This window comes from Amycolatopsis sp. TRM77291, assembly GCF_054166285.1.
The window spans coordinates 6,683,951-6,707,364 of the sequence record NZ_JBSZHF010000001.1 but is presented as its reverse complement, the minus strand read 5'-3'; the positions used below and the strand labels follow the sequence as shown (position 1 = coordinate 6,707,364).

Annotated in this window: 28 protein-coding genes; 18 read left to right on the top strand and 10 right to left on the bottom strand. The window is 69.2% G+C overall.

Annotation, left to right across the window (positions count from 1 at the left end):
- Positions 1-57 precede the first annotated feature (57 nt).
- The 3 genes from ACXIZN_RS31115 to ACXIZN_RS31105 are packed head-to-tail and all read left to right on the top strand — an operon-like array spanning position 58 to position 1,496.
- Positions 58-426, top strand: a complete 369-nt coding sequence (locus ACXIZN_RS31115; RefSeq protein WP_457958616.1) for a VOC family protein — start codon at positions 58-60, stop codon at positions 424-426.
- Positions 427-459: 33 nt separating this feature from the next.
- Positions 460-837, top strand: a complete 378-nt coding sequence (locus ACXIZN_RS31110) for a zf-TFIIB domain-containing protein (RefSeq protein WP_091598040.1) — start codon at positions 460-462, stop codon at positions 835-837.
- Between the two features lie 2 nt (positions 838-839).
- Entirely contained in the window at positions 840-1,496 is a 657-nt protein-coding gene (locus ACXIZN_RS31105; protein ID WP_457958615.1) for an AAA family ATPase, read from the top strand.
- Here the strand turns inward: ACXIZN_RS31105 and ACXIZN_RS31100 are convergent.
- Positions 1,461-2,591, bottom strand: a complete 1,131-nt coding sequence (locus tag ACXIZN_RS31100) for a methyltransferase domain-containing protein (RefSeq protein ID WP_457958613.1) — start codon at positions 2,589-2,591, stop codon at positions 1,461-1,463. The genes ACXIZN_RS31105 and ACXIZN_RS31100 overlap by 36 nt on opposite strands.
- Positions 2,592-2,742: 151 nt before the next feature.
- Here ACXIZN_RS31100 and ACXIZN_RS31095 point away from each other — a divergent pair, with 151 nt between their 5' ends.
- The 5 genes from ACXIZN_RS31095 to ACXIZN_RS31075 all read left to right on the top strand — a co-directional run bounded on the left by ACXIZN_RS31095 (position 2,743) and on the right by ACXIZN_RS31075 (position 6,219).
- A complete protein-coding gene (locus ACXIZN_RS31095; protein ID WP_457960641.1) occupies positions 2,743-3,150 on the top strand; it encodes a helix-turn-helix domain-containing protein in 408 nt (135 codons plus the stop codon).
- Entirely contained in the window at positions 3,147-3,821 is a 675-nt protein-coding gene (locus tag ACXIZN_RS31090; RefSeq protein ID WP_457958611.1) for a hypothetical protein, read from the top strand. The genes ACXIZN_RS31095 and ACXIZN_RS31090 overlap by 4 nt, the downstream gene beginning before the upstream one ends.
- Before the next feature lie 85 nt (positions 3,822-3,906).
- Positions 3,907-4,200, top strand: a complete 294-nt coding sequence (locus ACXIZN_RS31085) for a DUF2516 family protein (protein WP_034310520.1) — start codon at positions 3,907-3,909, stop codon at positions 4,198-4,200.
- Positions 4,201-4,213: 13 nt separating this feature from the next.
- Entirely contained in the window at positions 4,214-4,768 is a 555-nt protein-coding gene (locus ACXIZN_RS31080; protein WP_126733191.1) for a YbaK/EbsC family protein, read from the top strand.
- On the top strand, positions 4,765-6,219 hold the full coding sequence (locus ACXIZN_RS31075; protein ID WP_457958609.1) for an aromatic amino acid lyase: 1,455 nt from the start codon (positions 4,765-4,767) through the stop codon (positions 6,217-6,219). The genes ACXIZN_RS31080 and ACXIZN_RS31075 overlap by 4 nt, the downstream gene beginning before the upstream one ends.
- On the opposite strand, the gene ACXIZN_RS31070 is transcribed toward ACXIZN_RS31075, so the two are convergent.
- Both ACXIZN_RS31070 and ACXIZN_RS31065 read right to left on the bottom strand, forming a co-directional pair.
- Positions 6,158-6,874: an ABC transporter permease gene (locus ACXIZN_RS31070; RefSeq protein WP_457958607.1), complete on the bottom strand. Its 717-nt coding sequence runs from the start codon at positions 6,872-6,874 to the stop codon at positions 6,158-6,160. The two genes, ACXIZN_RS31075 and ACXIZN_RS31070, sit on opposite strands and share 62 nt — an antisense overlap.
- Positions 6,871-7,557, bottom strand: coding sequence for an ABC transporter permease (locus ACXIZN_RS31065; RefSeq protein ID WP_457960640.1), 687 nt, complete (start codon positions 7,555-7,557; stop codon positions 6,871-6,873). Before ACXIZN_RS31065 ends, ACXIZN_RS31070 begins: the two co-directional genes overlap by 4 nt.
- A gap of 175 nt (positions 7,558-7,732) precedes the next feature.
- Here ACXIZN_RS31065 and ACXIZN_RS31060 point away from each other — a divergent pair, with 175 nt between their 5' ends.
- The 3 genes from ACXIZN_RS31060 (at position 7,733) to ACXIZN_RS31050 (ending at position 10,309) form a co-directional block, all read left to right on the top strand.
- Positions 7,733-8,629 carry an ABC transporter substrate-binding protein gene (locus ACXIZN_RS31060; protein WP_457958605.1) on the top strand — a complete coding sequence of 299 codons (897 nt, stop codon included), beginning with the start codon at positions 7,733-7,735 and terminating at the stop codon, positions 8,627-8,629.
- A gap of 147 nt (positions 8,630-8,776) precedes the next feature.
- A complete protein-coding gene (locus ACXIZN_RS31055) occupies positions 8,777-9,211 on the top strand; it encodes an SRPBCC family protein (protein ID WP_457958603.1) in 435 nt (144 codons plus the stop codon).
- Positions 9,212-9,310: 99 nt separating this feature from the next.
- Complete coding sequence (locus ACXIZN_RS31050) at positions 9,311-10,309, top strand: NADP-dependent oxidoreductase (RefSeq protein ID WP_457958601.1); 999 nt, start codon at positions 9,311-9,313, stop codon at positions 10,307-10,309.
- Positions 10,310-10,364: 55 nt separating this feature from the next.
- Here the strand turns inward: ACXIZN_RS31050 and ACXIZN_RS31045 are convergent, their stop codons facing one another.
- The 5 genes from ACXIZN_RS31045 to ACXIZN_RS31025 form a co-directional block, all read right to left on the bottom strand.
- A complete protein-coding gene (locus ACXIZN_RS31045; protein ID WP_457958599.1) occupies positions 10,365-10,994 on the bottom strand; it encodes a pyridoxamine 5'-phosphate oxidase family protein in 630 nt (209 codons plus the stop codon).
- A 178-nt stretch (positions 10,995-11,172) separates the two neighbouring features.
- The gene (gene purU, locus ACXIZN_RS31040) at positions 11,173-12,057 is read right to left on the bottom strand and encodes a formyltetrahydrofolate deformylase (protein ID WP_457958598.1); all 885 of its coding nucleotides are present in this window, start codon (positions 12,055-12,057) and stop codon (positions 11,173-11,175) included.
- The gene (locus ACXIZN_RS31035; protein ID WP_257489390.1) at positions 12,035-12,694 is read right to left on the bottom strand and encodes a DedA family protein; all 660 of its coding nucleotides are present in this window, start codon (positions 12,692-12,694) and stop codon (positions 12,035-12,037) included. The genes purU and ACXIZN_RS31035 overlap by 23 nt, the downstream gene beginning before the upstream one ends.
- Before the next feature lie 63 nt (positions 12,695-12,757).
- Positions 12,758-13,555, bottom strand: coding sequence for a class I SAM-dependent methyltransferase (locus tag ACXIZN_RS31030; protein WP_457958595.1), 798 nt, complete (start codon positions 13,553-13,555; stop codon positions 12,758-12,760).
- Entirely contained in the window at positions 13,537-14,034 is a 498-nt protein-coding gene (locus ACXIZN_RS31025) for a DUF2505 domain-containing protein (RefSeq protein WP_192747693.1), read from the bottom strand. The genes ACXIZN_RS31030 and ACXIZN_RS31025 overlap by 19 nt, the downstream gene beginning before the upstream one ends.
- A gap of 26 nt (positions 14,035-14,060) precedes the next feature.
- On the opposite strand from ACXIZN_RS31025, the gene ACXIZN_RS31020 reads away from it, so the two are divergent.
- The 7 genes from ACXIZN_RS31020 to ACXIZN_RS30990 all read left to right on the top strand — a co-directional run bounded on the left by ACXIZN_RS31020 (position 14,061) and on the right by ACXIZN_RS30990 (position 21,650).
- Complete coding sequence (locus ACXIZN_RS31020; RefSeq protein ID WP_457958593.1) at positions 14,061-15,113, top strand: UDP-N-acetylmuramate dehydrogenase; 1,053 nt, start codon at positions 14,061-14,063, stop codon at positions 15,111-15,113.
- A gap of 222 nt (positions 15,114-15,335) precedes the next feature.
- Complete coding sequence (locus tag ACXIZN_RS31015; protein ID WP_457958591.1) at positions 15,336-16,508, top strand: L,D-transpeptidase; 1,173 nt, start codon at positions 15,336-15,338, stop codon at positions 16,506-16,508.
- A gap of 166 nt (positions 16,509-16,674) precedes the next feature.
- The gene (locus tag ACXIZN_RS31010) at positions 16,675-17,487 is read left to right on the top strand and encodes an alpha/beta fold hydrolase (protein ID WP_457958590.1); all 813 of its coding nucleotides are present in this window, start codon (positions 16,675-16,677) and stop codon (positions 17,485-17,487) included.
- A gap of 21 nt (positions 17,488-17,508) precedes the next feature.
- Positions 17,509-18,813 (top strand): D-inositol-3-phosphate glycosyltransferase, encoded by a 1,305-nt coding sequence (mshA, locus tag ACXIZN_RS31005; protein WP_457958589.1) that lies wholly within the window; start codon positions 17,509-17,511, stop codon positions 18,811-18,813.
- Complete coding sequence (locus ACXIZN_RS31000) at positions 18,810-19,325, top strand: type III secretion system chaperone family protein (RefSeq protein WP_034310547.1); 516 nt, start codon at positions 18,810-18,812, stop codon at positions 19,323-19,325. The genes mshA and ACXIZN_RS31000 overlap by 4 nt, the downstream gene beginning before the upstream one ends.
- A 68-nt stretch (positions 19,326-19,393) precedes the next feature.
- A complete protein-coding gene (locus ACXIZN_RS30995; protein ID WP_457958587.1) occupies positions 19,394-20,314 on the top strand; it encodes a DUF4349 domain-containing protein in 921 nt (306 codons plus the stop codon).
- A 586-nt stretch (positions 20,315-20,900) separates the two neighbouring features.
- Positions 20,901-21,650 (top strand): phosphoglyceromutase, encoded by a 750-nt coding sequence (locus ACXIZN_RS30990; RefSeq protein ID WP_034310552.1) that lies wholly within the window; start codon positions 20,901-20,903, stop codon positions 21,648-21,650.
- Between the two features lie 69 nt (positions 21,651-21,719).
- Here the strand turns inward: ACXIZN_RS30990 and ACXIZN_RS30985 are convergent, their stop codons facing one another.
- Both ACXIZN_RS30985 and ACXIZN_RS30980 read right to left on the bottom strand, forming a co-directional pair.
- On the bottom strand, positions 21,720-22,637 hold the full coding sequence (locus ACXIZN_RS30985) for a hypothetical protein (protein WP_457958585.1): 918 nt from the start codon (positions 22,635-22,637) through the stop codon (positions 21,720-21,722).
- A complete protein-coding gene (locus tag ACXIZN_RS30980) occupies positions 22,634-23,281 on the bottom strand; it encodes a hypothetical protein (RefSeq protein ID WP_034310555.1) in 648 nt (215 codons plus the stop codon). The genes ACXIZN_RS30985 and ACXIZN_RS30980 overlap by 4 nt, the downstream gene beginning before the upstream one ends.
- Positions 23,282-23,414 lie beyond the last annotated feature (133 nt).

The window sequence follows — 23,414 nt, the reverse complement described above, 5'->3', positions numbered from 1 at the left end:
CTCCGATAACCCTCATACTCGTTTCACTGGTTACTCGATCATTCTGGAGGCTGAACCATGGGTGCGGTACCGACCTTCGGCGCGGTGGCCCTCGACTGCCCGGACCCGGTCGCGCTGGCGGAGTTCTACCGCGAGCTGCTCGACTGGCAGCCGGCCGAAGTCGCCGAAGACGGCCATTGGGTGACCTTGCGGAACCCCGAGGGCGGCGCGCGGTTCTCGTTCCAGCGCGTGCCCGACCACCGGCCGCCCGCGTGGCCGTCCGCCGAGAACCCGCAGCAGGCCCACGTCGACCTCGACGTCACCGACCTGGAGGCCGCGCACGAACGCGCGCTGGCCATCGGCGCGAAGCTGCTCGACGACTCGCCGGAGACCTTCCGCGTCTACGCGGATCCGGCCGGGCACCCGTTTTGTCTGTGCGCCTGCTGACCTCGGGCGAGAAAAATGCGTAATCTCTGATACGTGATTTGTCCGAAGTGCCAGAACGCCATGAAGACCGTCGACAAGAACGGCATCCACATCGACCAGTGCCAGGGATGCCGCGGCATCTTCCTGGACCGGGGTGAGCTGGAAGCCATCGCCGGTGCCGAGAACTCGTACTACGGCGGAGGGCACCAGCCGCCCCCGCCGTACCAGGGAGGTGGACACGCGCCGGCGCCGCACTACGGACGGCCGGACTCCCCGCGGCCGCATCGCGGCGGCTACGCGGACTCGCCGAAGGGCTACCGGGGCGGTTACGCCGACTCGCCCAGGGGGCACCGCGGCGGTTACGCGGACTCGCCGCACGGTTACGGCCACAAGCGTCGCAAGGGTGGCTTCCTCGAGGGCCTCTTCGACTGACCGTGGTCCTCGATCTCAAGATCTGCCCGGCCTGCGGTGATCGCGCCGAACGGCCACGAGTCGAGAGCGGGCTGCTGGTGTGCGCCGTGTGCGCGCACCAGTGGCCGTTCCGGCGCCTTCCGCTCTTCGCGCTGACCGGCCCGAGCGGTGCCGGCAAGTCGACGGTCGGGCCGCGGCTCGCGGAACGCCTCGGCGATCTCGCGCTCGTGGTCGAACAGGACGTGTTGTGGACCGGGGCGCTGCGGGACGACGTCCCCGGCCATCCCGCGTTCCGCTCGACCTGGCTGCGGATGGCGGCGATGCTGCACCAGAACGGGCGGCCGGTCGTGCTCTGCGGCACCGTCGCGCCGCCCGAATTCGAGCGTTTGCCCGAGCGCGTCTTCTTCTCCGACATCCACTACCTGGCGCTCGTCAGCGAGCCCGAAGCGCTGCGCAAGCGTTTGCTCGCGCGGCCGGCCTGGCGCGAGTGGGACGAGGAGCGCGTCGAGGAGATGCTGGAGTTCAACGAGTGGCTGCAAGCGGAAGCGCCCTCGATGGATCCGCCGGTCGAGTTGTTCGACACCACCCACATCCCGGTGGACGACGCCGTCGATCACGTCGAGAAGTGGGTGCGAGGCCTGCTTTCAGGGACGCAGCGGCCAAACGCGCCCGTCGGGTGAATCCAGCCAGATCACCTGGTCTTCGCCGTCGAGGCTGAGCCCGAACCGGTCGCGCCCCGGCTCGCCGAGGGCGAGCCAGTCCTCGTGGGCCGCCTCGACGATCTCCCAGAGCCGCCGTGGGCCGCCTTCGGCCACCTCGAACTCGCCGCCCCGCTGCCGATGCCGCATCCATGAGCCGTCCGGATGGACCAGCGTGGTGCTCTGGCCGGTCCGTGCGGCCGTCACGCCCGGAAGGTGAAGCCCGGCGAAGAACTCGAAACGGCTGCGGACTTCGGTGAGCACCCCCATCGGCAGCCGGGTCGGCCGCCACGAGACGTCGCCTTCGAGCGCCTTCGACGGCTTGAAGCGGTGCGCGCGCAGCGGCATGAAGCGACCGTCGCGGGGGAGCACCCGCCCGTGTCCCGTCGCCCCTTCGCCCGCGACGATCCGGACGAGCCCGCCGCCGATCGGCCGGTTCAGCGTGGTGACGATCAGCCCGCCCGGCATCGTCTGCTCCAGCCAAGCGGGCGGGATCGACGAAACCGAGCAGGTGCACAGGACCCGGTCGTAGAGCACGCCGGCCGGGAATCCCTCGGCGCCGTCGGCCGCCGCGCACGATGGCGCGTAGCCGATCTCCGCCAGACGTTTGCGCGCGGCGTCGACCAGTTCCGGATCGATGTCCACTGTGTACACGAGCCCGGAGCCGAGCCGATGGCACAGCAGGGCGGTGTTGTAGCCGGTGCCCGTGCCGATCTCCAGGACGCGATGCCCGTCGGCGACCCGGAGCTCTTCGAGCATGATCGCCATGATCGACGGCTGGCTGGACGAACTCGTGGGCGTACCCGGCTGGGCGCCGAGATAGCGCGCCCGTTCCCAGAGCCCGGAGTCGTCGTCGAGCTGGACGACCAGCACATCGGGGGAGTAGACGCGCCGGAGCCACTCGTCGTCGCCGCTTTCGACCGCGGCCCAGCCGTTCGCCGCCGGGACGAAGAACCGCGGCAGGAAGACGTGTCTGGGCACGGAGCGGAACGCGGTCATCCAGCGCGCGTCGTGCAGCACGCCCTCGGCGAGCAGATGCTCGACGAGGCGCCGCCGCAGCCGCGTCGCGTTCGACATCCCTCCACGGTAGCGGGGTGAGCACCAACACACCCGATGGTTGCAAGCAGAGTGCTTGCAATTGCTAGCACCCGGGCGTAGCGTTGAAGGCGTCGCGAGGAGGTGACCGATGTCAGGCAACGACCGGGATCAGCCCCCATCGGGTGGGCCGATGGAGAAGGTCGCGGACATCGCTTCCGACATCGGTGAGTACATCCGCCAGCAGCGCAGCAACGCGAAGATCTCCTTGCGGCAGCTGTCGAAACTCGCCGGCGTGTCCAATCCGTACCTGAGCCAGATCGAGCGCGGGGTCCGCAAGCCCAGCGCGGAGATCCTGCAGCAGATCGCCAAGGGCCTGCGTATCTCGGCCGAGGCGCTCTACGTGCAAGCGGGAATCCTCGATCTGCCGATGGGCGGCCCGGTCGGCGACGCGATCCGCGCCGACACCGAGCTGACCGAACGGCAGAAGCAGGTCCTGCTCGACGTCTACGAATCGTTCCGCCGAGAGAACGCCGCCGCGAAGCCAGAGCCGGTGGCGTCAACCCCAGAACAAGCCACCGAATCCAAGGAGTCAGCATGACCACCGCCACGAAGAACGACCGCAAGCACACCGCCCTCGACCAGGTCCGCACGCCGCTGCTGGCCGCGCTGGGCGCCGGCAACCTGGCGGGCCAGGCCGTCGTCGACGCCGTCGCCAAGGCCAAGGAGAAGGTCGTCGAGGGCAGCGAGAGCGCCCGCAAGAACATCGAGGAGCTCCCGCACGACGTCGAGGGTCTCCGCGAGAAGCTGGACCCGGCCGAGCTGCGCAAGGTCATCGACGAGTACACCGAAGCCGCGCTGAAGCTGTACAACAAGCTGGCCGAGTCCGGTGAGCAGGCGTGGGACAAGATCGCCGCGCAGCCGCAGGTCAAGAAGGCCATCGAGCAGCTCGAGGACGCGATCAGCACCGCGCAGGACCGCGTCGAGGGTGCCACCACCGACGCCCGCGAGCGCATCGACACCGTGCTCGGCAAGGTCACCAAGGGCACCCGTTCCGTCGGCGAGAAGACCGCCCGCAAGGTGACCGAGGTCGCCGGCGAGATCGCCGACGAGGTCGAGGAGATCGGCGACGACCTCGCGCACGAGACCCGCTCGGCTTCGCGCAAGGTCGCCAACAAGACCGCGCCGAAGACCACGGCCACCGCGCGCCGCACCACCACCAGCCCGGCCGCCAAGAAGCCGGCCACCGCGCCGAAGACCACCGAGAAGTAAGGTCCGCGTGAACTCCGGGGCCCCCGGCACCGCCTTCGGTGCCGGGGGCCCGGGTCATTCGCCCGGTTTGACGTAAGCTGATTCCGTGTTCGTTGCCACCTGGATCCTCATCGCCATCCATTGGGGCGGCGCGCTGACGGGGCTGTTCGCTTTCGTGCATGCGCTGTTGCAGCGTGCGGACGCGTATTCGGCCGCCGATCGGAAGACCAAGCCCATCTGGATGCTCATCACCGGCGGATCCACCGTGGTGCTGACCTTCTTCCAGTTCTACGGCGGCGGCATGATCCTGTGGCTGCCCGCGCTGGTGGCGGTCCTGGTCTACCTCGTGGACGTCCGCCCCAAGCTCATCGAGGTGCAACGCGGCGGCCGTAACTGGTGATTAGGGTGGGCCTGTGACCACCTGGACCATCGCCGGAAGCCTCACCGTCGTCCCCGCCCTCTCCCGCACGGACCTGCTCGCCGAACCCGTCGCCAAGGCGCTCGCCGCCCTGCCCGATCCGGACGCCGTCGGCGTCGTCGAGATCGACGCCGAGCTCGCCGACACCGCCGCCTTCTGCGAGGCGTACGGCTCCCCGCTTTCCGCGTCCGCGAACTGCGTCGTCGTCGCCGGTAAACGCGCCGGTGAGGTCCGCTTCGCCGCCGCGATGATCCTCGCCACCACCCGCGCCGACGTGAACGGCGTGATCAAACGCCGTCTCGACGTGCGCAAGGCGTCCTTCGCCCCGATGGACGAGGCCGTCTCGCTCACCGGAATGGAGTACGGCGGCATCACGCCGGTCGGGCTGCCCGCGGAATGGCCGATCCTGATCGACCAGCGCGTCGCCGACGAACCCGAACTGGTCATCGGCAGCGGTATCCGCGGCGGCAAGCTGCTGATCCCTGGCCCGGTCCTCGCGTCCCTGCCGGGTGCCGAGGTGATCGACGGGCTCGCGCGCCCCGTCGAGTGAGGCTGTCCACAAAGGACTTCTCGCTGGCCTCGGCCTTCGAGGCCGGGTCACTGGAGATCGATCCCGCGTTGCTGGCGAAGCTCGGCGAGAACCGTGCCCGTGTCCTCGCCGCGCTGACCGACCGCCCCGTCTACGGCGTGAACACCGGGATGGGGCGGCTCGCTGGGATCGCCGCGCCCGCGTCGAGCGCGCACCAGCGGAACCTGCTGATCGGCCGTGCCGTCGGCGGTCCGCCGTGGCTCTCGGCCGACGAAGTGCGGTGGCTGCTGCTGGTGCGCCTGCGGGATCTGCTCGCGCCGGAGGCGGGCGCGAGCCCGGAGCTGGTGACGTTCCTCGTCGACCGGCTGAACGAGGGGTTCACCCCCGCCGTGCCGCGGACGGGGCTGGGCAGCGCCGGCGAGATCATCCCGCTGGCGCACGCCTTCCAGACGTTCCTCGGCGTCGGGACCGTACTGGTGGACGGGGTCGAGACGCCCGCGGCGGAGATCCTGGCGGAGCCGTACGAGCCGGGTCTCAAGGAGGCCGCGACCCTCATCCAGGGCTCGCCGCTGGCGGAGACGCTCGCCGCCTTCGCGCGGACCGAGGTCCAGCAGGTGGCGAATCTCCAGATACTGGCCGCCGCGATCGCGATCGACGTTCTCGGTGCGCCGCAAGCGGTCTATCGCCCCGCGTTGGCGGGAGACGATCAGGTGCTGGAGTCGGTGCTGTCCGGGATCGGCGGCTTGCTCGACGGTGCCACGGAGCGCCAGGGAGTCGTCCAGGCGCCGGTTTCGGTGCGTGTCGCGCCGCGGGCGATCGCCCATCTGACGCGGGTGAACGGTGAGCTGGGCGAGGTCCTGCGGCGTTCGGCGCCGACGGACTCGCCCGCCTTCCTCGACGGCGAATTCGTGTCCACGACGGGATTCCATGCCGTCGAACTCGGGCTGCGGATGGACGCGGTGACGGCGGCGCTGGTGCATGTCGGCGAGGTGAGCGTGCAGCGGACGCACCGGTTGCTCGACGAGCGGTTCAGCGGCCTGCCCGCGCAGCTCGCGGTGGAGCCGGGGCCGCGGGCGGGGCTGATCCCGTTGCACAAACGCGCGGTGGGGGAGCTGCATGCCCTGCGGCGGCTGGCCACGCCCGCGACCCTGGGCTCCGTCGATACTTCCGGCGGACAGGAGGACGTGCAGGCGTTCGCCTGGGCGGCGGGGAATCAGCTCCGTGACGCTTGTGCGCGGATGTTCGCCATCACCGCCTGCGAGCTGATCACGGGTTCGCAGGCGAGGTGGCTGGCCGCCGGTGACGGCTCGCCCCGGCTTCGTGCCGCTTACGAGTGGCTGAGTGGGCTGGTGCCGCCTGTCGAAGAGGATCGGGCCTTGGGGCCGGAGGTGGCGGCTTTGGTCGCAGCGCTCAGGTGCGGGCATCCGCGCGGGACTGGATCACCAGCCCGCGCGGGGTCACCCAGCGCGTGACGAGCGCGAAAACGCCTTCGCACACCAAAGCCAGCACGACGACCGCGATGCCACCCGCCAGGATCTCGCCGTGGCCGGGTTCGCCGAGGGCGAAACCGTCCACAATGTACCGTCCGAGCCCGCCGCCGTCGTTGACGATCGCGCCGATCGCGACCGTCGCCACCAGTTGCAGGAAAGCGACGCGGGCACCCGCGAGGATGACCGGGGACGCCAGCGGCAACTCCAGGCGCAGCATGATCTGCCACTCGCGGTGGCCGGTTCCGCGCGCGGCGTCGACGATTTCCTGCTCCAGCTGGATGACGCCCGCGTAGGTGTTCGTGAACAGCGGCGGCAGCGCCAAGGCCACCAGCGCGAGCATCAACGGCCAGAAGCTCGTGTCCGCTTCGAGCCGGGCGGCCAGGAACCAGAACAGGATCACCAGCCCGAAGCTGGGGATCGCGCGGCCGATGTTCACCGCGCTCGTGGCGAGGAACTGCGCGCGGCGGTAGTGCGCCAGCCACAGCGCGGGCGGGATCGTCAGCACGGCCGAGATCGCCAGCGCCAGCAAGGAGAACTGCAGATGCTCGACCGTCCGGTACGGCACGCCCGCCGGATCGGTCCAGCTCCAGCGGTTCGGTTCGCCGAACCACTCGATGGTCTGGTCGATGATGCTCATCGCGACGCCGCCTTCCGCGACCACGGCGCCAGCGCGCGCCCACCGAGCCACAGCAGCAGATCGACCACCACGGCCAGGGCCACGGAAAGCCCGACACCGACGATGATCGACGTCGGATTCGGCGTCGCGGTCTGGATGCCGTTGCGGATGAAGTACCCCAGGCCGCCCTTGCCGAGCATGGAGGTCACCGTCACGAGCCCGATCGTGGTCACCGCCGCGACCCGCAGGCCCGCCATCACCACCGGCAGCGCGAGCGGGAGTTCGACCTGCCACAGCAGCCGCGCACGCGTGAAACCCATGCCTATCGCGGCTTCGCGGACTTCCTTGGGCACCTGTTCGACACCGGTGACGATGTTGCGGATGAGGATCAGCAACGTGTACGTGGCCAAGGGGATCACCGCGGTGGTGAAGGACGTCAGCCCGGTGAAGGGCACCAGCACGGCGAAGGCGCCGAGGCTCGGGATGACGTACAGCGAACCCGCCGTGCCCAGCGCGATGACGTAGAACCACTTGCGACGCAGCGAAACCACGGAAACACCGATCGACACCACCAGCCCGATGGCGAGCGCCGCCGCGGTCAGCGTGATGTGCTCGCCGAGCCGCTCGAAGATCTCGTCGAGGTTGCGGTCCACCCACCGCCACTCGAAGAGCGGCCGTCCGCCTTGGGTGGGAACGGGGAACACGGAGGATGCTCGCACCGGCCGACCTTACCCCGATCGGGCGGCCCGATTCCGCTGTCTGGGAGCGGAGGGGGCGCAACTCTCAAAATGTGGATTCTGTCGTGACCCGGGGATACGGTTCATTCCTCTGAACGAGTCATAGGAGTGTGTGCACGTGCGCTGGACACGGAATGTTCGAGTGGGCGCGGTGCTCGCCGCCGCGATCCTCGGTATGACCGCCTGTGGGGGCGGAGACGACGCGCCGGCCCCGGCCGCGCCGACCAAGGGCGGGGCACCGATCGTGGTGGCTTCCTTCAACTTCACCGACAGCGTGATCCTCGCCGAGCTGTACGCGAACGCGTTGGAGGCCGAGGGTTTCCCGATCACCCGCAAGCTGAACCTCGCTACGCGCGAGCTGATCTACCCGGCGCTGAAATCCGGCGAACTCCAGTTCATCCCGGAATACCAGGGCGCCGCCATCAGCACCGGATACGGCAAGGAGGCCGCGAAGGACGCGCAGGCCGAACACGAGCAGCTCAAGAAGCTGTTCGAGCCCGACGGCATCGGTCTGCTGGACTACTCGCCGGCGGAGAACAAGAACACCTACATCGTGAAGGCCGACCTGGCCAAGGAGAAGGGCCTCACGAAGATCAGCGACCTGTCCAAGGTCGACAACGTCATCGTCGCGGGCGGGCCGGAGTGCGCGGAGCGGCTTCCGTGCTTCAAGGGCTTCACGGACGTCTACAAGCTGAAGGCCACGTTCCAGACCGTGCAGGAGGCGGGCCCGCGCGTCGAGCAGCTGCGGTCCGGCAAGGTCACCGTCATCCCGGTCGACTCGGTGAGCCCGCTCGTCGGCGACCCGCAGTTCGTGGCGCTGGAGGACGACCTCGGCATCGTGCCGACCGAGAACGTCGTGCCCGCCGTGAGCAAGAAGGTCCTCGACGAGCGCGGCGCCGACTTCGTGGCCGCGGTCAACGCGGTGAGCAAGGCCCTCGACACCGTGCAGCTGCGTGAGCTGAACAAGCGCGTCGACTCGGACGGTGAGAAGCCGGCCGACGTCGCGAAGGACTGGCTGAAGGAGAAGTCCCTCATCTAGGGATGAAGTACGTGAAGGCCCCCTTCACTGCGCTAGACGCAGTGAAGGGGGCCTTCACGTACTTGCGCCGAGGGGGCGCCCGCTCCGGCTGCGAGCACCGGTGGAATCGTGGACGCTGTCGTTGCAACACGGGTGAAAGGGAGTGGGATGGGAAAGGTCACGGCCATCGCGGAGCGCACCATCGAGGCGCCGGCGGACAAGGTCAGGGCGCTCGTCGCGGACTACGCCGAAACCCGGCCGAAGCTGCTCACCGAGCACTACCGCGACTACGAGGTCACCGAAGGCGGGGCCGGCGCGGGCACGAAGGCGCGCTGGAAGCTGCAGGCCACGTCGAAGCGCGTGCGTGACGTCGCGGCGACGGTGACCGAGCCGTCCGAAGGCACGATCGTCGAGACCGACGCGAACTCCAGCATGGTCACCACCTGGACCGTCCGCGAGGTGCCGGACGGCAGCGTCGTCCGCATCGAGACGACCTGGGACGGCGCGGGCGGCATCGGCGGCTTCTTCGAGAAGACCTTCGCGCCCGGCGGGCTCAAGCGGATCTACGAGGGAGTGCTCGGCAAACTCGCCGAGGTCGTGTAGTGCTCGCCACAACCGGAATGGTCGCCCCGGTTCGCTCGTTGTACCCGGCGTGAATACGGGGCGATCGCCCCGCTTGAGCGACAGACTTGGAGTTACCTCGTGAACGCAACCGAGATCCGGCTCGCCTCCCGTCCGCACGGCGTCCCCACGCTCGAGAACTTCGAGATCGCCGACGTCGAGATCCCGGTGCCGGGCGAAGGGGAGATCCTGGTCCGCAACCAGGTGCTGAGCGTCGACCCGTACATGCGCGGCCGGATGAGCAGCGCGAAGTCCTACGCCGAACCGTACGAGGTCGGCAAGGTCATGCACGGCGGCGCCGTCGGTGAAGTGCTCGAGTCCACCGTGGACGATTTCAAGCCCGGCGACATCGTGTTGCACGGCCTCGGCTGGCGTTCGCACGCCGTCGTCGCCGCGAAGCACGCGGTGAAGGTCGACCCCGAAGCCGCGCCGGTCACCGCGTACCTCGGTGTCCTCGGCATGACCGGGCTCACCGCGTACGCCGGACTGCTCGACGTCGCGGAGTTCAAGGAGGGCGACACCGTCTTCGTGTCCGGCGCGGCGGGCGCCGTCGGGTCCGTCGTCGGCCAGCTCGCGAAGCTGAAGGGCGCGAAGCGGGTCATCGGCAGCGCGGGCACCGACGAAAAGGTCAAGTGGCTGACCGACGAACTGGGCTTCGACGCGGCGTTCAACTACAAGGACGCCCCGGTCGTCGAGCAGCTGCGCGCGGCGGCGCCCGAAGGTATCGACGTGTACTTCGACAACGTCGGCGGCGAGCACCTCGAAGCCGCGATCGACTCGATCAACCTGCACGGCCGGATGGCGATCTGCGGGATGATCTCGGTCTACAACAACACCGAACCGGCCGCGGCGCCGCGCAACCTCGCGTCGATCATCGCGAAGCGGTTCACCATGCGCGGCATGCTGGTCGGCGACCACTTCGCGCTGCAGCCGCAGTTCGTCAAGGAGGTCGCGCCGCTGGTCGCCTCCGGTGAGCTCAAGTACTCGGAGACCATTGTGGACGGTATCCGCAACGCGCCGCAGGCCTTCCTGGACCTGCTGGGCGGGGCGAACACCGGCAAGATGCTGGTCCGCGTCTGACCCTGAAGCGAAGGACGCTTTCCCCGCATCTCATGCGAGGAAGGCGTCCTTCGGCTCAGTACTGCGTCGTGAGCGCGCCTTCCGTCAGCGCGGCGTCCAGCGCCTCCGCCGACATGTCCAGCTTCATCTGGTCGCGGAAGATCTGGCCGGCGGTCGGCAGGCTGGACCGCTCCGGCCAGGTTTCCGGCTTCCACAGCGACGACCGCAGGAAAGCCTTGGCGCAGTGCATGTACAGCTCTTCGACCTCGACCATGATCGCCAGCGCGGGCCGCTTCCCCTTGACCACGAGGTCGTCGAAGAACGGCGCGTCCGCGACCAGTTTCGCGCGGCCGTTGATCCGCAGCGTCTCGTTCATCCCCGGGATCACGAACAGCAGCCCGGCGTGCGGGTTCTCGAGGATGTTGGTCTGGCTGTCGAGCAGCTTGTTGCCCGGGCGGTCCGCCAGCACCAGCGTCTTGTCGTCGAGCACCTTCACCGAACCGGCCGGGTCGCCCCGCGGCGAGACGTCACAGGTCCCGTCCGACGACGCCGTCGCCAGCAGGTAGAACGGCGAGTGCTCGATCAGCGTGCGCGCGTGCGGATCGAGGAAGGGGATGATCTTCCCCTTGGTGCGCTCGGCCGGGTGGCCGAGGTGCTCACGCAGCGCTTCGCGCGTCTCGATCACCTTGATCTCTGAGGTCCCCATGACCCCAGTGAACCACTAGGCGCTGTCCTGTGGGTCTGTCCGCGGTCTTCGCGCCCAGGTGCTCCCTGACGGCACGGGCGGGCGCGGCCGAGTACGACCCGGTACGAGGCCGACCCGCCCGCACCGCCAGGAACCACCTGGAACACGAAGCCCATCGAACAGACCCACGGGACAGCGCCTAGAACACGACAGTCCGGTTCCCGTGCACCAGTACGCGGCCTTCGAGGTGCCACCGCAGCCCGCGCGCGAGCGTCACCTTCTCGATGTCGCGACCCTTGCGGACCATGTCCTCGACGGAGTCGCCGTGGTCGACCCGGATGACGTCCTGGTCGACGATCGGGCCCGCGTCGAGGTCCGCGGTGACGTAGTGGCAGGTCGCGCCGATGAGCTTCACCCCGCGCGCGTGGGCCTGGTGGTACGGCCGCGCGCCGACGAACGACGGCAGGAAGCTGTGGTGGATGTTGAGCGCCCGCCCGGCCCAGGCTTCGCACAGTTCCGGCGGCAGGACCTGCATGAACCGGGCGAGGACGACGGCGTGCGGGTCGTGCTCGTCGACCAGTTTCCGCACTTCGGCGAAGGCGGACGCCTTGGCCTCGGCGTCACCGGCGGGGAACGGGACGTGATGGAACGGGATGCCGTGGGCGCGCGTGATGTCGCCCAGCGAAGCGTGGTTGCCGATGACGGCGGCGACGTCGACGTCCAGTTCGCCCGAGGCGACGCGGCCGAGGAGGTCGTAGAGGCAGTGCCCGGCCTTGGAGACGAGGATCACGGCACGACGCCGCTCACCGGTGTCGCTGACCTGCCAGCTCGACTCGGCCGAAAGCGACTTCGCGACGTCGGCGAAGCGGGTGCGCAGTCCGGCGGCGTCGAACGGGAGCGAGTCGGCGCGCACGACCTGGCGCGTGAAGAACCAGCCGGTGTCGGGGTCCGTGTGATACGCCGCCTCGACGATCCAACCGCCGTGTTCGGCGAGGAAACCCGAGATACGGGCGATGATGCCGGTGCGGTCAGGGCAGCCGAAGGAGATCACATAGCGACGTTCAGGGTTCGACACGGACTCCATTGTCGCTGGTCTCGGCCGCCGCGCGGCGCCGGGTCAGTATCCGGACGCGGACCCGCCGCCCGACCTCGATCGCCGCGACCAGCAGCAGGCCGAGCGCGAAGGACAGCAGAAGGCCCTTCTCCGGCTCGTCCGCGAAGGCCGCTCCGCCGACGAGGCCGATGAGGACGCTGTACACCGCCCAGATGCTCGCGCCGAGGGCGTCGAGCGGGACGAACTTGCGCGGCGGGTAGCCGAGGCTGCCGTTGGCGAGCCCGCTCGCGACCCGGCCGCCGGGCAGGTAGCGGGCGGCGAGGATCAGCAGGACGGCGTTGCGCCGCACCTGGATCTTCGCCCATTCGTAGCGCCGGACCCCGTCCGGGCCGCGCTGCAGGCGGGCGAGCGCTCGCGGCCCCGCGGCCGCGCCGACGGTGTAGCCGAGGCAGTCGCCCAGCCAGGCCCCGAGCGCGGCGATCAGCGCGAGCAGCGCCAGCTGGGGGAAGTCCGTGCCGATCAGGACGGCGACGGTGATGACGGTGGTCTCGCTCGGCATGAACGGCAGGAGCGCGTCCAACCCGGACACGAGGAACACGATCACCCACAGCCAGGGCGATCCGAGCGTGCCCTCGAGCAGCCCGGTGACGTACTCCAGCAGTTCCACGGTTCCATGGTGATCACCGCAGGTCGCTTTGGGGTGACGGAGCGGGGTTCGACCGGTGAATTCCTAGTCCGGGGCCACCGACGACCACGGCACGGTGAGTTCACCCAGCCGCCACCGCGACGGCCGGTTCAGCACCGGCCAGCCCCGGGCGGTGAGCAGATGGACGGTATGCGCCCAGCGGGCGCGGACGCCGAAGTTCTGGTGCGGCGCCGCCGTCGCCCAGCAGATGTCCAAAATGGACAGTAGTTCGTGGACTCGTTCGCCGGGAACGTTGCGGTGGATGAGGATCTTGGGCAGTCGTTCGGCCACTGTGGACGGACGTTCCAGGCTGGCGAGATGGACGGACAGGGTCAGGCTGCGTGGCCCGCCGGAGCCGACCGCGACCCAGGTGCTGAGCCGGCCGATCTCGTCGCAGGTGCCTTCGACGAGCAGTCCGCCCGGCGCCATCGCGTCCAGCATCAGCGACCAGGCGCCCGGGACCTCGGCCTCGTCGTACTGGCGCAGCACGTTGAACGCGCGCACCAGCACCGGCCGCGTCCCGGCGAGTTCGAAGCCGCCGCGCCGGAAGTCCAGCCACGGCCGGTCGACGGCGGTTTGCGCGACGGCGACCCGTTCGGCGTCCAGCTCCAGGCCAAGGACCCGGACGTCGCGCCGGACGGTGCGCAGCCGGCGCGCCATCTCGACCGTGGTCACGGGCGAGGCGCCGTAGCCGAGGTCCACCACGAGCGGTTCGTCCGCGCGATGCAGCAGCCCGGTCACGCCAGGGTCGCTCGCCAGCCAGCGGTCGACGCGGCGGAGCCGGTTGGGGTTGGTCGTGCCCCGTGTCGGTGCCCCGACCGGTTTCAGCGCTCGGCCAGCCACTTCGCGACGAATTCGGCCTCGCGTTCCAGCAGCTTGGTGACCTGCTCGGCGATCACGCCTTCCAGCTTCCCGCCGACGAACGGGATCCGCACCTTGACCTCGCCGCTGTTGACCAGCGTCGTCCGCTCGCCTTCGCCGGTCAGCGACGTCTTGGCGGTGATCTCGCCCGGCACGCCCGAGACCGACGCCGTCGCGGTGCCGGTGTAGCCGGATCCGGCGGCCTTCCAGGTCTGCTCCCGCTCGACGATCAGATCGCCCCGGTGCAGCGTCCGCACGGCCGACGGGAGCTTGTCCGAGCTGATTCCCTGGCGCAGCTTGTACCGCACGCCGTCCCCGGCCGGGGCGTACTCCAGCAGTTCCGCGTCGTCGCCGCCGATCTGCTCCAGCCTCGCCCGCAGCGCCGCCTCGCCGGCGACCGCGTCGAACGTGGTCGCGAGGTCTGCGGAGAACGTCGATCGGTGCTCGATACGGGAGGCCATGGCGCCAGACAGTACCGTTCACGGGCGTGAGCACTGCCGAAACTCCCACCCTCGCCGACCACACCACGTTGCGCCTCGGCGGTCCGGCACGGCGTTATGCCGAGGCGAAGACCGTGGAGGCCCTGGTCGACGCGGTCCGCGAGGCCGACGACGCCGGTGAGCCCGTGCTGCTGCTCGGCGGCGGCTCGAACCTCGTCGTCGCCGACGACGGCTTCGACGGCACAGTGCTGAAGGTCGGCACCACCGGCTGGACACGTGACGGGGATCTCGTCGAGGTCGCGGCGGGGGAGAACTGGGACGGTTTCGTCGAGGATCTGGTCGCGAAGGGCGTCGGCGGTCTCGAATGCCTGTCCGGGATCCCCGGTTCGGTCGGTGCGACACCGATCCAGAACGTCGGCGCGTACGGCTGCGAGGTGGCCGAGTCGCTGGTCTCGGTCGACCTCTACGACCGCGCCACCCGCGAGATCCGCACGCTGAGCGCCGAAGAGCTCGGCTTCGGCTACCGCACGTCGATCCTGAAGGGGACCGACGCGGGCGTCGTGCTCACCGTGCGTTTCAAGGTCACCGAAGACGGCCTCTCCGCCCCGATCCGCTACGCCGAACTCGCTCGCACGCTCGGTGTCGAGATCGGTGACCGGGTCCCTGCGGCCGAAGCACGCGAAGCCGTCCTCGGGCTGCGTCGCGGCAAGGGCATGGTCTTGGACGCCGACGACCACGACACGTGGAGCGCGGGCTCGTTCTTCACCAACCCGATCATCGGCGAAGCGCGGCTGGCGAAGGTGCTGGCGGGGATCGTGGAGGTCGTCGGCGAGGACGTGCGCGTGCCGCGGTACCCGGCGCCCGGCGGCACGAAGCTGTCCGCCGCGTGGCTGATCGAGCGGGCCGGGTTCGCGAAGGGGCACGAAGGGCCCGGCGGCAGGGTCTCGCTGTCGACGAAGCACACGCTCGCGCTCACGAACCGGGGCAAGGCCTCGACAGAGGACCTTCTCGCTTTGGCGCGCGAAGTGCGCGACGGCGTCGAAGCTCGCTTCGGCGTTTCGCTGCATCCTGAACCCCTTTTGATCAACTGCGCGCTTTAGCCTCCGCCCGCATTTCGTCCTCTGAATGCGGTACTTGCACGCGCAAAGATCGCATTCAGAGGACGAAATGCGGGAGGGTGAACAACCCCGTGCCGGTCCTGTGCGTCTATCCCCGTGAGGGGCGCGGGTGACTTCCGTCGCCGCGGGTAACGTCGGAGAGGTTCCCGGCGCTGAGCGGGTAGGGGCTCGCGGGGAAACGGGGATCTTCATGGGAGGTACAAGGTGATCGAACGGCGCACGGTGTTCAAGGCCGCGCTCGCCGCGGGGGCGGCCATGCTGGCCGCTGCCTGCTCCAGCGGAGAAGACGGGAACGCCAAGCCGGAAGGCAGCGGCGGGGAGCAGAACGCCGCCCCGGTCGCCAAGATCACCGCCGAACCCGCCGCCGACGCCAAGGACGCCTCCGTGGTGACGCCGGTCGTGGTGAAGGTCGCCGACGGCAAGCTCACCGAGGTCAAGGTCACCGGGGAGGGCGGCAAGGACGTCAAGGGCGAGCTATCCCCCGACGGGCTCACCTGGACCAGCACCGAGGTCCTCGGCTACGGCAAGACGTACACGTACGCCGCGAAGGCCACCGGCAGCGACAACAAGCCCGCCGAGTTCAAGGGCTCGTTCAGCACGGTCAAACCCGCCAAGGAGGTTCGCGCCACGCTGAACCCGACCGACGACGCCGAGGTCGGCGTCGCGATGCCGATCAGCGTGAAGTTCGCGTCCCCGGTCAAGGACAAGGCGGCCGCCGAAAAGGCGCTCACGGTGAAGACCGACAAGAACGTCGAGGGCTCCTGGGGCTGGCTGTCGGACACGCAGGTCGACTGGCGGCCCAAGGAGTACTGGCCCGCGAACATCAAGGTCAGCGTCGAGGCGAAGCTCTACGGCGTCGCGCTCGGCGGCGGCGCGTACGGCAAGGCCGACGTGACCACCGAGTTCAAGATCGGCCGCAATCAGGTGGTCAAGATCAACACCCCGGACCACGTGATGAAGGTCTACCGGGGCGGCGCGGAATCGGCGAGCTACCCGTGCTCGAACGGCCTCGACTCCGACGTCCAGCGCAACACCCCGAACGGCACGTTCATCGTGATGACGAAGGAGCCGACGGCGCGGTTCGACAACGCGCGCTACGGCTACACCAACGTCAACAAGAAGTGGGCCTGCCGGATCTCGAACAACGGCGAGTACATCCACGAGAACCAGGACAACGCGGCGAACATCGGCAAGGCCAACACCTCGCACGGCTGCGTGAACCTGCTCGACGCGGACGCGAAGAAGTACTTCGACACGGCGATGATCGGCGACCCGGTCGAGATCACCGGCTCGAAACTGGGCAGCCCGACCAAATCGGACGTCAAGGACTGGTTCTACGACTGGAAGTCCTGGAAGGCCCTGTCCGCGATCAAGTAGGCCCTTTGCGCGCGGGCCGTGCCACTGAGGCCGATCGGCATCCGCATGTCGCGAAAGCCACTTTCGGGACATCAGACGTCCTGAAAGTGGCTTTCGCGACACCGGCAGGCCGAGCGAACCCGAATCGCGCTCACGACCACCCCGGCCGACCTCATAAAGTGCGGGCATGAAGACCGAGGTAGTCGGCTACGGCGGGACCCGCATCGGCTTGTGGGTCGAGGGCGCCGAGAACACCCGTCCGATCGTGTTCGTGCACGGCTGGGCCCAGTCCGCCAAGGCCTGGGCACCGCAGCTGGCGGATCCCGCGCTCAGCGAGCGATTCCGCCTGGTGGCGATGGATCTGCGAGGTCACGGCGACTCCGAGGTGCCCTCCGCCGGATACGACGATCCGCGCGTCTGGGCCGAAGACCTCGCCTCGGTCCTCGACTTCGCCGGTGAGGACGCGATCGTCGTCGGCTGGTCCTATGGCGGTCTGGTGATCACCGACTACCTCCGCGTGCACGGCTCGTCGAGGCTCGGCGGTGTCGTTTTTGTGGGCGCCATCACAGAAATCGGCAAGAACCGGCCCGGCGGCAAGGTCGGGCCCGCCATGCGCGACGCCATCCCGGCGGTGCTTTCGGACGATCCGTCGGTCGCGATTCCCGCGTTGGTGCAGTTCAGCGAGCGGATGACGGCCGCCCCGGTGTCCGGCACGCTCGCCCAGTCGTTGCTCGGAGCCTGTCTTTCGACCCCGCCCGCGGTGCGCTCCGCGCTGTTCCGGCGCGACATCGGGAGCGAGGACGTACTTCGCGATCTGGACAAACCGGCACTTATCATCCATGGTCTCGCGGACGCTGTGATCGATCCGACGTCGGCGGAATACGCGGCGGGGAAGATTCAGGGGGCTGTCGTGCGTTGGCTACCTGAGGTGGGGCATCTGCCGTTCGCCGAAGCGGCGGACGAGTTCGGTGATCTACTGCGCCGGTTCGCCGATCAGTAGGACTTCGGGAGTGTTGACCAGGTGACGATCCCCCTGCACGGGTTCGACGCCGCGCCCAGGCGCGTCGCGGTGCTGTCGTTGCACACCTCTCCGCTGGAGCAGCCGGGCACCGGCGACGCCGGCGGCATGAACGTCTACGTGAGCCAGACGGCCACCGAGATGGCCCGCCGGGGCGTCGAGGTCGAGGTGTTCACGCGGGCGACGTCCTCGGATCAGCCCCCGATCGCCGAACTGGCGCCCGGCGTGCTGGTCCGGCACATCCCGGCCGGGCCGTTCGAGCCGCTGGGACGCGACGAGCTGCCCGCGCAGCTGTGCGCGTTCACCGCCGGGATGCTGCGGGCCGAGGCGTTCCACGAGCCGGGCTACTACGACCTCATCCATTCGCACTACTGGCTTTCCGGCCAGGCGGGCTGGCTCGCCCGCGACCGCTGGGGCGTGCCGCTGGTGCACACCGCGCACACCCTGGCCAAGGTCAAGAACGCCGCGCTCGCCGACGGCGACACCCCGGAGCCGCGCACCCGCGTGATCGGCGAGGAGCAGGTCGTCGAGGAGGCGGACTGCCTGGTCGCGAACACCCGCGTCGAGGCCCGCGAGCTGATCGAGCTGTACGACGCCGACCCGCATTCCGTGCACGCCATCCCGCCAGGCGTCGACCTCGACCGGTTCACCCCCGGATCCCGGCCCGCCGCGCGCCGGGCGCTCGGGCTGCCGCAGGACGCGATCGTGCTGGCCTTCGCGGGCCGCATCCAGCCATTGAAGGCGCCGGACGTCCTCCTGCTCGCCGCGGCCGAAATGCTGCGCGAGCGGCCGGAGCTGGCGTCGCGGCTGGTGGTGCTGATCGTCGGCGGCCCCTCCGGGACCGGGCTGGAGCAGCCGCAGGCCCTGCGCGAACTGGCCGTCACCCTCGGAATCGGGGAGCAGACCCGGTTCATGCCGCCGCAGCCCGGCCAGTCACTGGTCGACGTCTATCGCGCGGCCGACATCGTCGCCGTGCCGAGCTACAACGAGTCGTTCGGGCTGGTCGCGCTCGAAGCGCAGGCCTGCGGGACGCCGGTGATCGCGGCCGAGGTCGGCGGGCTGCCGGTCGCGGTGCCGCACGGGGTTTCCGGGCTGCTCGTGCCTTCGCACGACCCGAAGGACTGGGCGGGCGCGCTCGCGAACGTCGCGCTGCGGCCCGGCTGGCGTGCCGAGCTTTCGGCCAACGCCATCGTCCACGCGCGGCGCTTCTCGTGGCGCCGTACGACGGACCGGCTGCTGGACACGTACGCTCAGGCGACCGGCGCGTTCCGGCGTGCCCTCGAACAGCGCGCGGAGGTGGCGGTTTGACGCTCGACGAAACCTTGCGGTCCTCTTTGGACAATGCGGGCCTGGAATACGAAAGGCGTGGCGAGGGGAAGTACTTCGTCACCTTGCCCGGTACGAAGAAGCTGCAGACCAACTGCTGGCTGGTCGCCGGGGACCACGCCTTCGCCGTCGAAGCCTTCGTCTGCCGCCGTCCCGATGAGTCCCATGAGGACGTTTACCGGTTCCTGTTGCGCCGCAACGCGAAGCTGTACGGCGTGCACTACACCGTGGACGCGATGGGCGACATCTACCTGGTCGGCCGGTTCGGCCTGGACACCGTCACCGAGTCCGAGCTGGACAAGATCCTCGGGCAGGTGCTGGAAGCCGCCGACGGCGATTTCAACACGTTGCTGGAGCTCGGTTTCGCGGAATCGATCAAACGCGAATGGGATTGGCGCGTTTCCCGTGGCGAGTCGCTCGCGAACCTTCAGGCGTTCAAACATCTCGTCGAGCCATCGAACGGACACGAACCCGGAGCCTTGACCGACTCGTGACCCGAATGGTGCAACGGGTTTGAGCCCGGCTCCGTCTCTTTCCGCGACACTGGAGGGAGACGGTCTTGATGCGCAAGCGAATGAGATGGGTCGCCGTCGCCGGCATCGTGCTGGCACTGGCGGGCTGTTCGGCGAACGATTCCGGCGGCAGCAGTGAATCCGCCGGGATGCCGATGTCGGCCGACACCAAGCAGGCCGTGCCGAACCAAGGGCCGGCCAACAAGGAGGCGCCCGACAGCAAGGCGGGTCCGGGCAAGGCCCCGGTGCCGGCGGGACAGCCGGGTATCGCCGACCGCAAGCTGGTGCGCACGGCGAGCCTGGAGCTCACCGCGCCGAACGTCGCCGACGTGATTTCGCAGGTGCGCGTCATCACCCAGGGCGCCGCCGGCTACACGGGGCAGGAGAGCACTCAGGAGAAGCGGGCGTCGGTCAACGTCATCGTGCCCGCCGAGCGTCTCGACGGCGTGCTGGACCAGCTGGGGAAGCTCGGGAAGCAGATCAGACGCGAGGTCACCGCGACGGACGTGACCGAGCAGATGGTCGACGTCGATTCGCGGCTGGCCACCCAGCGGGCGAGCGTCGAGCGCATCCGCGCGCTGCTCGCGAGGGCGACGTCGGTCTCGGAGATCGCCTCGGTCGAGAGTGAGCTGACGAGCCGGGAGGCCGAGCTCGAGTCGCTGCAGAAGCGGCGGGAAAGCCTGGCGGGAAGTGTCGCCATGTCGACCATCTCCCTGCAGGTGAAGGCGGAGACCGTCGCGGCGGCGGAGGAATCCCGCAGCGGGTTCCTCGGCGGGCTGGGCGACGGCTGGGACGCGTTCCTGACCTTCGGCGGCGGCCTGCTGACCGTGCTCGGCGCGATGGTGCCGTTCCTGCTGGTCTTCGGTGTCCCCGTGGCCGCGCTGGTGTGGTGGCTGCGCAAGCGGCGCCGTCCGGCGGAGCCCGCGATGGCGACCGCTTCGGATCTGCCGTCCGCGCCCCCACTGGACTGAGAGCCGTAACACGCGTGCTTGAAGCCGTAACTCGCGTGATCGGGGCCGTAACTCGCGTGTCTCGGGGCGGAAGTCTCGAGGTGCGTGAGTTACGCCTTCAAGCACGTGAGTTACGGCTTCAAGCACGCGTGTTCGGGGCTGCGGCCCGAGAAGAGAACAGGCGGGACGGCTCGAGGGAGGGGGGAGTCGCGATCTCGAGCCGCCCCGCTGAAGTTCCCGCCAAGGTGGACCCGGTGACGAGGGGGATGCCAACGGGGCCGGCGGGCGCCGCGACTCGGCAGGGGGGAGACGAGTCGCGGTCGTCACCCGCGTCGAACCGGGGAGTGCGTGGAATCCGGCCGCGCGGGACGTAGTCAACCTGTCAGATCTCCACCTGTAATCACAAGACTACCGGTTACTCCGTTCGAGTGAACTTGGGAAATGGGGATAACGGAGTGCAGCCTGATTTCCGGGGAACTGGACTTGTTGGCAACCCGTCTTCTGGACGGGTGAAGGTGTTACTCGCGGGTAACGCACTCTCCGTAGAAACAAAGCGAAGCGCGGCCCTCTGACCGGCGCTTCCGCTCGCTCTGGCAGGCTGAACCCCATGGCTGAGCTTGGGACTCTGGTGCTGCTGCGTCACGGGCAGAGCACGTGGAACGCCGAAAACCTGTTCACCGGCTGGGTGGACGTGCCGCTGTCCGAGCAGGGCGAGCAGGAGGCCCGCAAGGGCGGGCAGCTCCTCGCGGAGTCCGGTCTGCTGCCGGACGTCGTGCACACGTCGCTGATGCGCCGGGCGATCTCGACCGCCAACCTGGCGCTCGACGCCGCCGACCGGCACTGGATCCCGGTGAAGCGCGACTGGCGCCTCAACGAGCGGCACTACGGCGCGCTGCAGGGCAAGAACAAGAAGCAGACCCTCGACGAGTTCGGCGAGGAGCAGTTCATGCTCTGGCGCCGCTCCTACGACACCCCGCCGCCCCCGATCGACCCGGCCGACGAGTTCAGCCAGGTCGGCGACGCGCGCTACGCAGACCTCGGTGACGCCGCCCCGCTGACCGAATGCCTCAAGGACGTCGTCGCGCGCCTGCTGCCGTACTGGGAGTCCGCGATCGTGCCGGATCTGCGCGCGGGGAAGACCGTGCTGGTCGCCGCGCACGGCAACTCGCTGCGCGCGCTGGTGAAGCACCTCGACGGCATCTCCGACGACGCGATCGCCGGGCTCAACATCCCGACTGGCATCCCGCTGCGCTACGACCTCACCGAGGACCTCAAGCCGGTCACCGCCGGCGGGACCTACCTGGACCCGGAGGCCGCCAAGGAAGCCGCGGCCGCCGTCGCCAACCAGGGCCGCTGAACCCACGCATTTCGTCCTCTGGATGCGGTAGTTCGCTCTCGAACCACCGCATTCAGAGGACGAATTGCGTCAGGGGAGGGGCTGGACCGATTCGACCCCCGCGGCCTTCCAGCCCTCGGGCAGCCGCTGGAGGCGCAGGACGATCGGCAGGTATCGCTTCGTCGTCTGCCCGGCCGCGTCCTTGACGTCCGTCGTCGCGAAGAGCAGCACGCTCGCCTTGTCGTCCACGACCTCCATGACCGCGGCGGCCGGATTCGGCGCCAGCGACGCCTTCGCGTTCCCGGACCGGATCTGGTCCAGCCGCGCCGCCTTGTCCTGCCGGAACTGGGTCAGCAACTGCCCCGTCGACACGGATTCGTAGCGGGCGTACGTGCCTTCGGGGTCGGCCGGGTCCACGTTCAGCAGGGCTTCCGCGACGCGGAGCGCGCCGTCGCGGGCGGAATCCCGCACCCTCGCGAACACCCGGTCGCCGGCGCCCGGTTTCTCCGCCGCGGGCGGCGGCGGCGCCGGATTCACCTCGACCTTGTCGATCCGCCAGCGGTCGCCTTCGCGAACGGTCGCGAGCAGCACCGACGCGATGCCCTTGCTGGTCGCACCCGCCCTGGTGCTGCTCTGGTCGAGCACCGTCAGCACCCGCGCCTTGTCCGGCGTCTCCTCGGCCGCGGCCGAGACGATCACCCTCGTCACGAGTTTGATCGGTTCGACCGATTTCCGGACCTCGGCGAACAGCTTCGCCAGCTCGTCGCGCGCGCTCGGCGTCGAGTTGTCGGCGAGCGCCTTCTCGTAGGCGGGCACGGCGGTGCTGTCGTAGGAGAACACCGCTTCGGCGGCCGTTTTCACCGCCGTGAGCACCGAGGCCGTCCGCGCCGGGTCGACCAGCGCGAGGTTCGACGGCGGGGTTTCCGGCTCGGGCCGGGCGGTCCCGGAGACCGCGGTGGTGCAGCCCGCGAGCGCGAGCAGCAAGGCGAGTCCCGTCCAGCGTTTCACAGCAGCCCGAGTTCCCGCGCCCGCGCGTCGACCTGGAGCCGCGACGTCACGCCGAGCGCGACCAGTAGCTCGGAGACACGACGCTGATAAGTGCGTACGCCCATGCCGAGACTCTTCGCGGCCTTCTCGTCCTTGCAGCCGGTGGTCAGGAACTCGAGGATCTGCGGTGCCTCCATCCGGATGTCGGCGAACCGCGCGTCGAACGTCTCCAGGGTGGTGGACGCCAGCCAGGCGGTTTCGAACAGCGACAGGATGCCCTGCACCAGCTCTGGGCGCGAGATGACGCTGTAGGAGCGCACCGCCTTGCCCTCGTCGCCCGCCATGATCGCGACCCGCTCGTCGAGCAGGATCGTCTCGTTGATCTCCTCGGTGCCGATCCGGATCTGCGCGCCGAGGCCGGACAGGTGGTGCAGGTGCTCGGCGGTCTGCTCGTTCAGCAGGACACCGGGGCGGTACAGCTTGCGGATCCGCTTGTCGCGGACCAGCCGTTCACCCTGCCGCGTGAGCGACGGGCGGGAAAGCGCCCAGGTGTAGAGGTCGTCGGCCGCGCACGCGATGTCGGTCGCCGCGACGAACAGATGAGCCGTCCGGTCGAACAGCTCTTCTTCTCCGCGAATCAGGGAGATGTCACTGACGAGTTCCACGGCGACAGTCTTCCAACATTCCCCGGCACCCGTGACGGGAACATCGCTATTCACCGGTGAGCGGGTTCGGAAGGTCACGACGAAAGTCGGAATCCGGGCACGAGACGGTACCGGTGTCCCCGTTTCGGGTGAC

Excerpts from the sequence above, each read along its gene's own strand:
- ACXIZN_RS31115 (WP_457958616.1), top strand. The coding sequence starts at position 58 with ATGGGTGCGGTACCGACCTTCGGCGCGGTGGCCCTCGACTGCCCGGAC.
- ACXIZN_RS31100 (WP_457958613.1), bottom strand. The coding sequence starts at position 2,591 with ATGTCGAACGCGACGCGGCTGCGGCGGCGCCTCGTCGAGCATCTGCTC.
- ACXIZN_RS31095 (WP_457960641.1), top strand. The coding sequence starts at position 2,743 with ATGGAGAAGGTCGCGGACATCGCTTCCGACATCGGTGAGTACATCCGC.
- ACXIZN_RS31090 (WP_457958611.1), top strand. The coding sequence starts at position 3,147 with ATGACCACCGCCACGAAGAACGACCGCAAGCACACCGCCCTCGACCAG.
- ACXIZN_RS31070 (WP_457958607.1), bottom strand. The coding sequence starts at position 6,874 with ATGAGCATCATCGACCAGACCATCGAGTGGTTCGGCGAACCGAACCGC.
- ACXIZN_RS31055 (WP_457958603.1), top strand. The coding sequence starts at position 8,777 with ATGGGAAAGGTCACGGCCATCGCGGAGCGCACCATCGAGGCGCCGGCG.
- ACXIZN_RS31045 (WP_457958599.1), bottom strand. The coding sequence starts at position 10,994 with ATGGGGACCTCAGAGATCAAGGTGATCGAGACGCGCGAAGCGCTGCGT.
- purU (WP_457958598.1), bottom strand. The coding sequence starts at position 12,057 with ATGGAGTCCGTGTCGAACCCTGAACGTCGCTATGTGATCTCCTTCGGC.
- ACXIZN_RS31025 (WP_192747693.1), bottom strand. The coding sequence starts at position 14,034 with ATGGCCTCCCGTATCGAGCACCGATCGACGTTCTCCGCAGACCTCGCG.
- ACXIZN_RS31010 (WP_457958590.1), top strand. The coding sequence starts at position 16,675 with ATGAAGACCGAGGTAGTCGGCTACGGCGGGACCCGCATCGGCTTGTGG.
- ACXIZN_RS30995 (WP_457958587.1), top strand. The coding sequence starts at position 19,394 with ATGCGCAAGCGAATGAGATGGGTCGCCGTCGCCGGCATCGTGCTGGCA.
- ACXIZN_RS30990 (WP_034310552.1), top strand. The coding sequence starts at position 20,901 with ATGGCTGAGCTTGGGACTCTGGTGCTGCTGCGTCACGGGCAGAGCACG.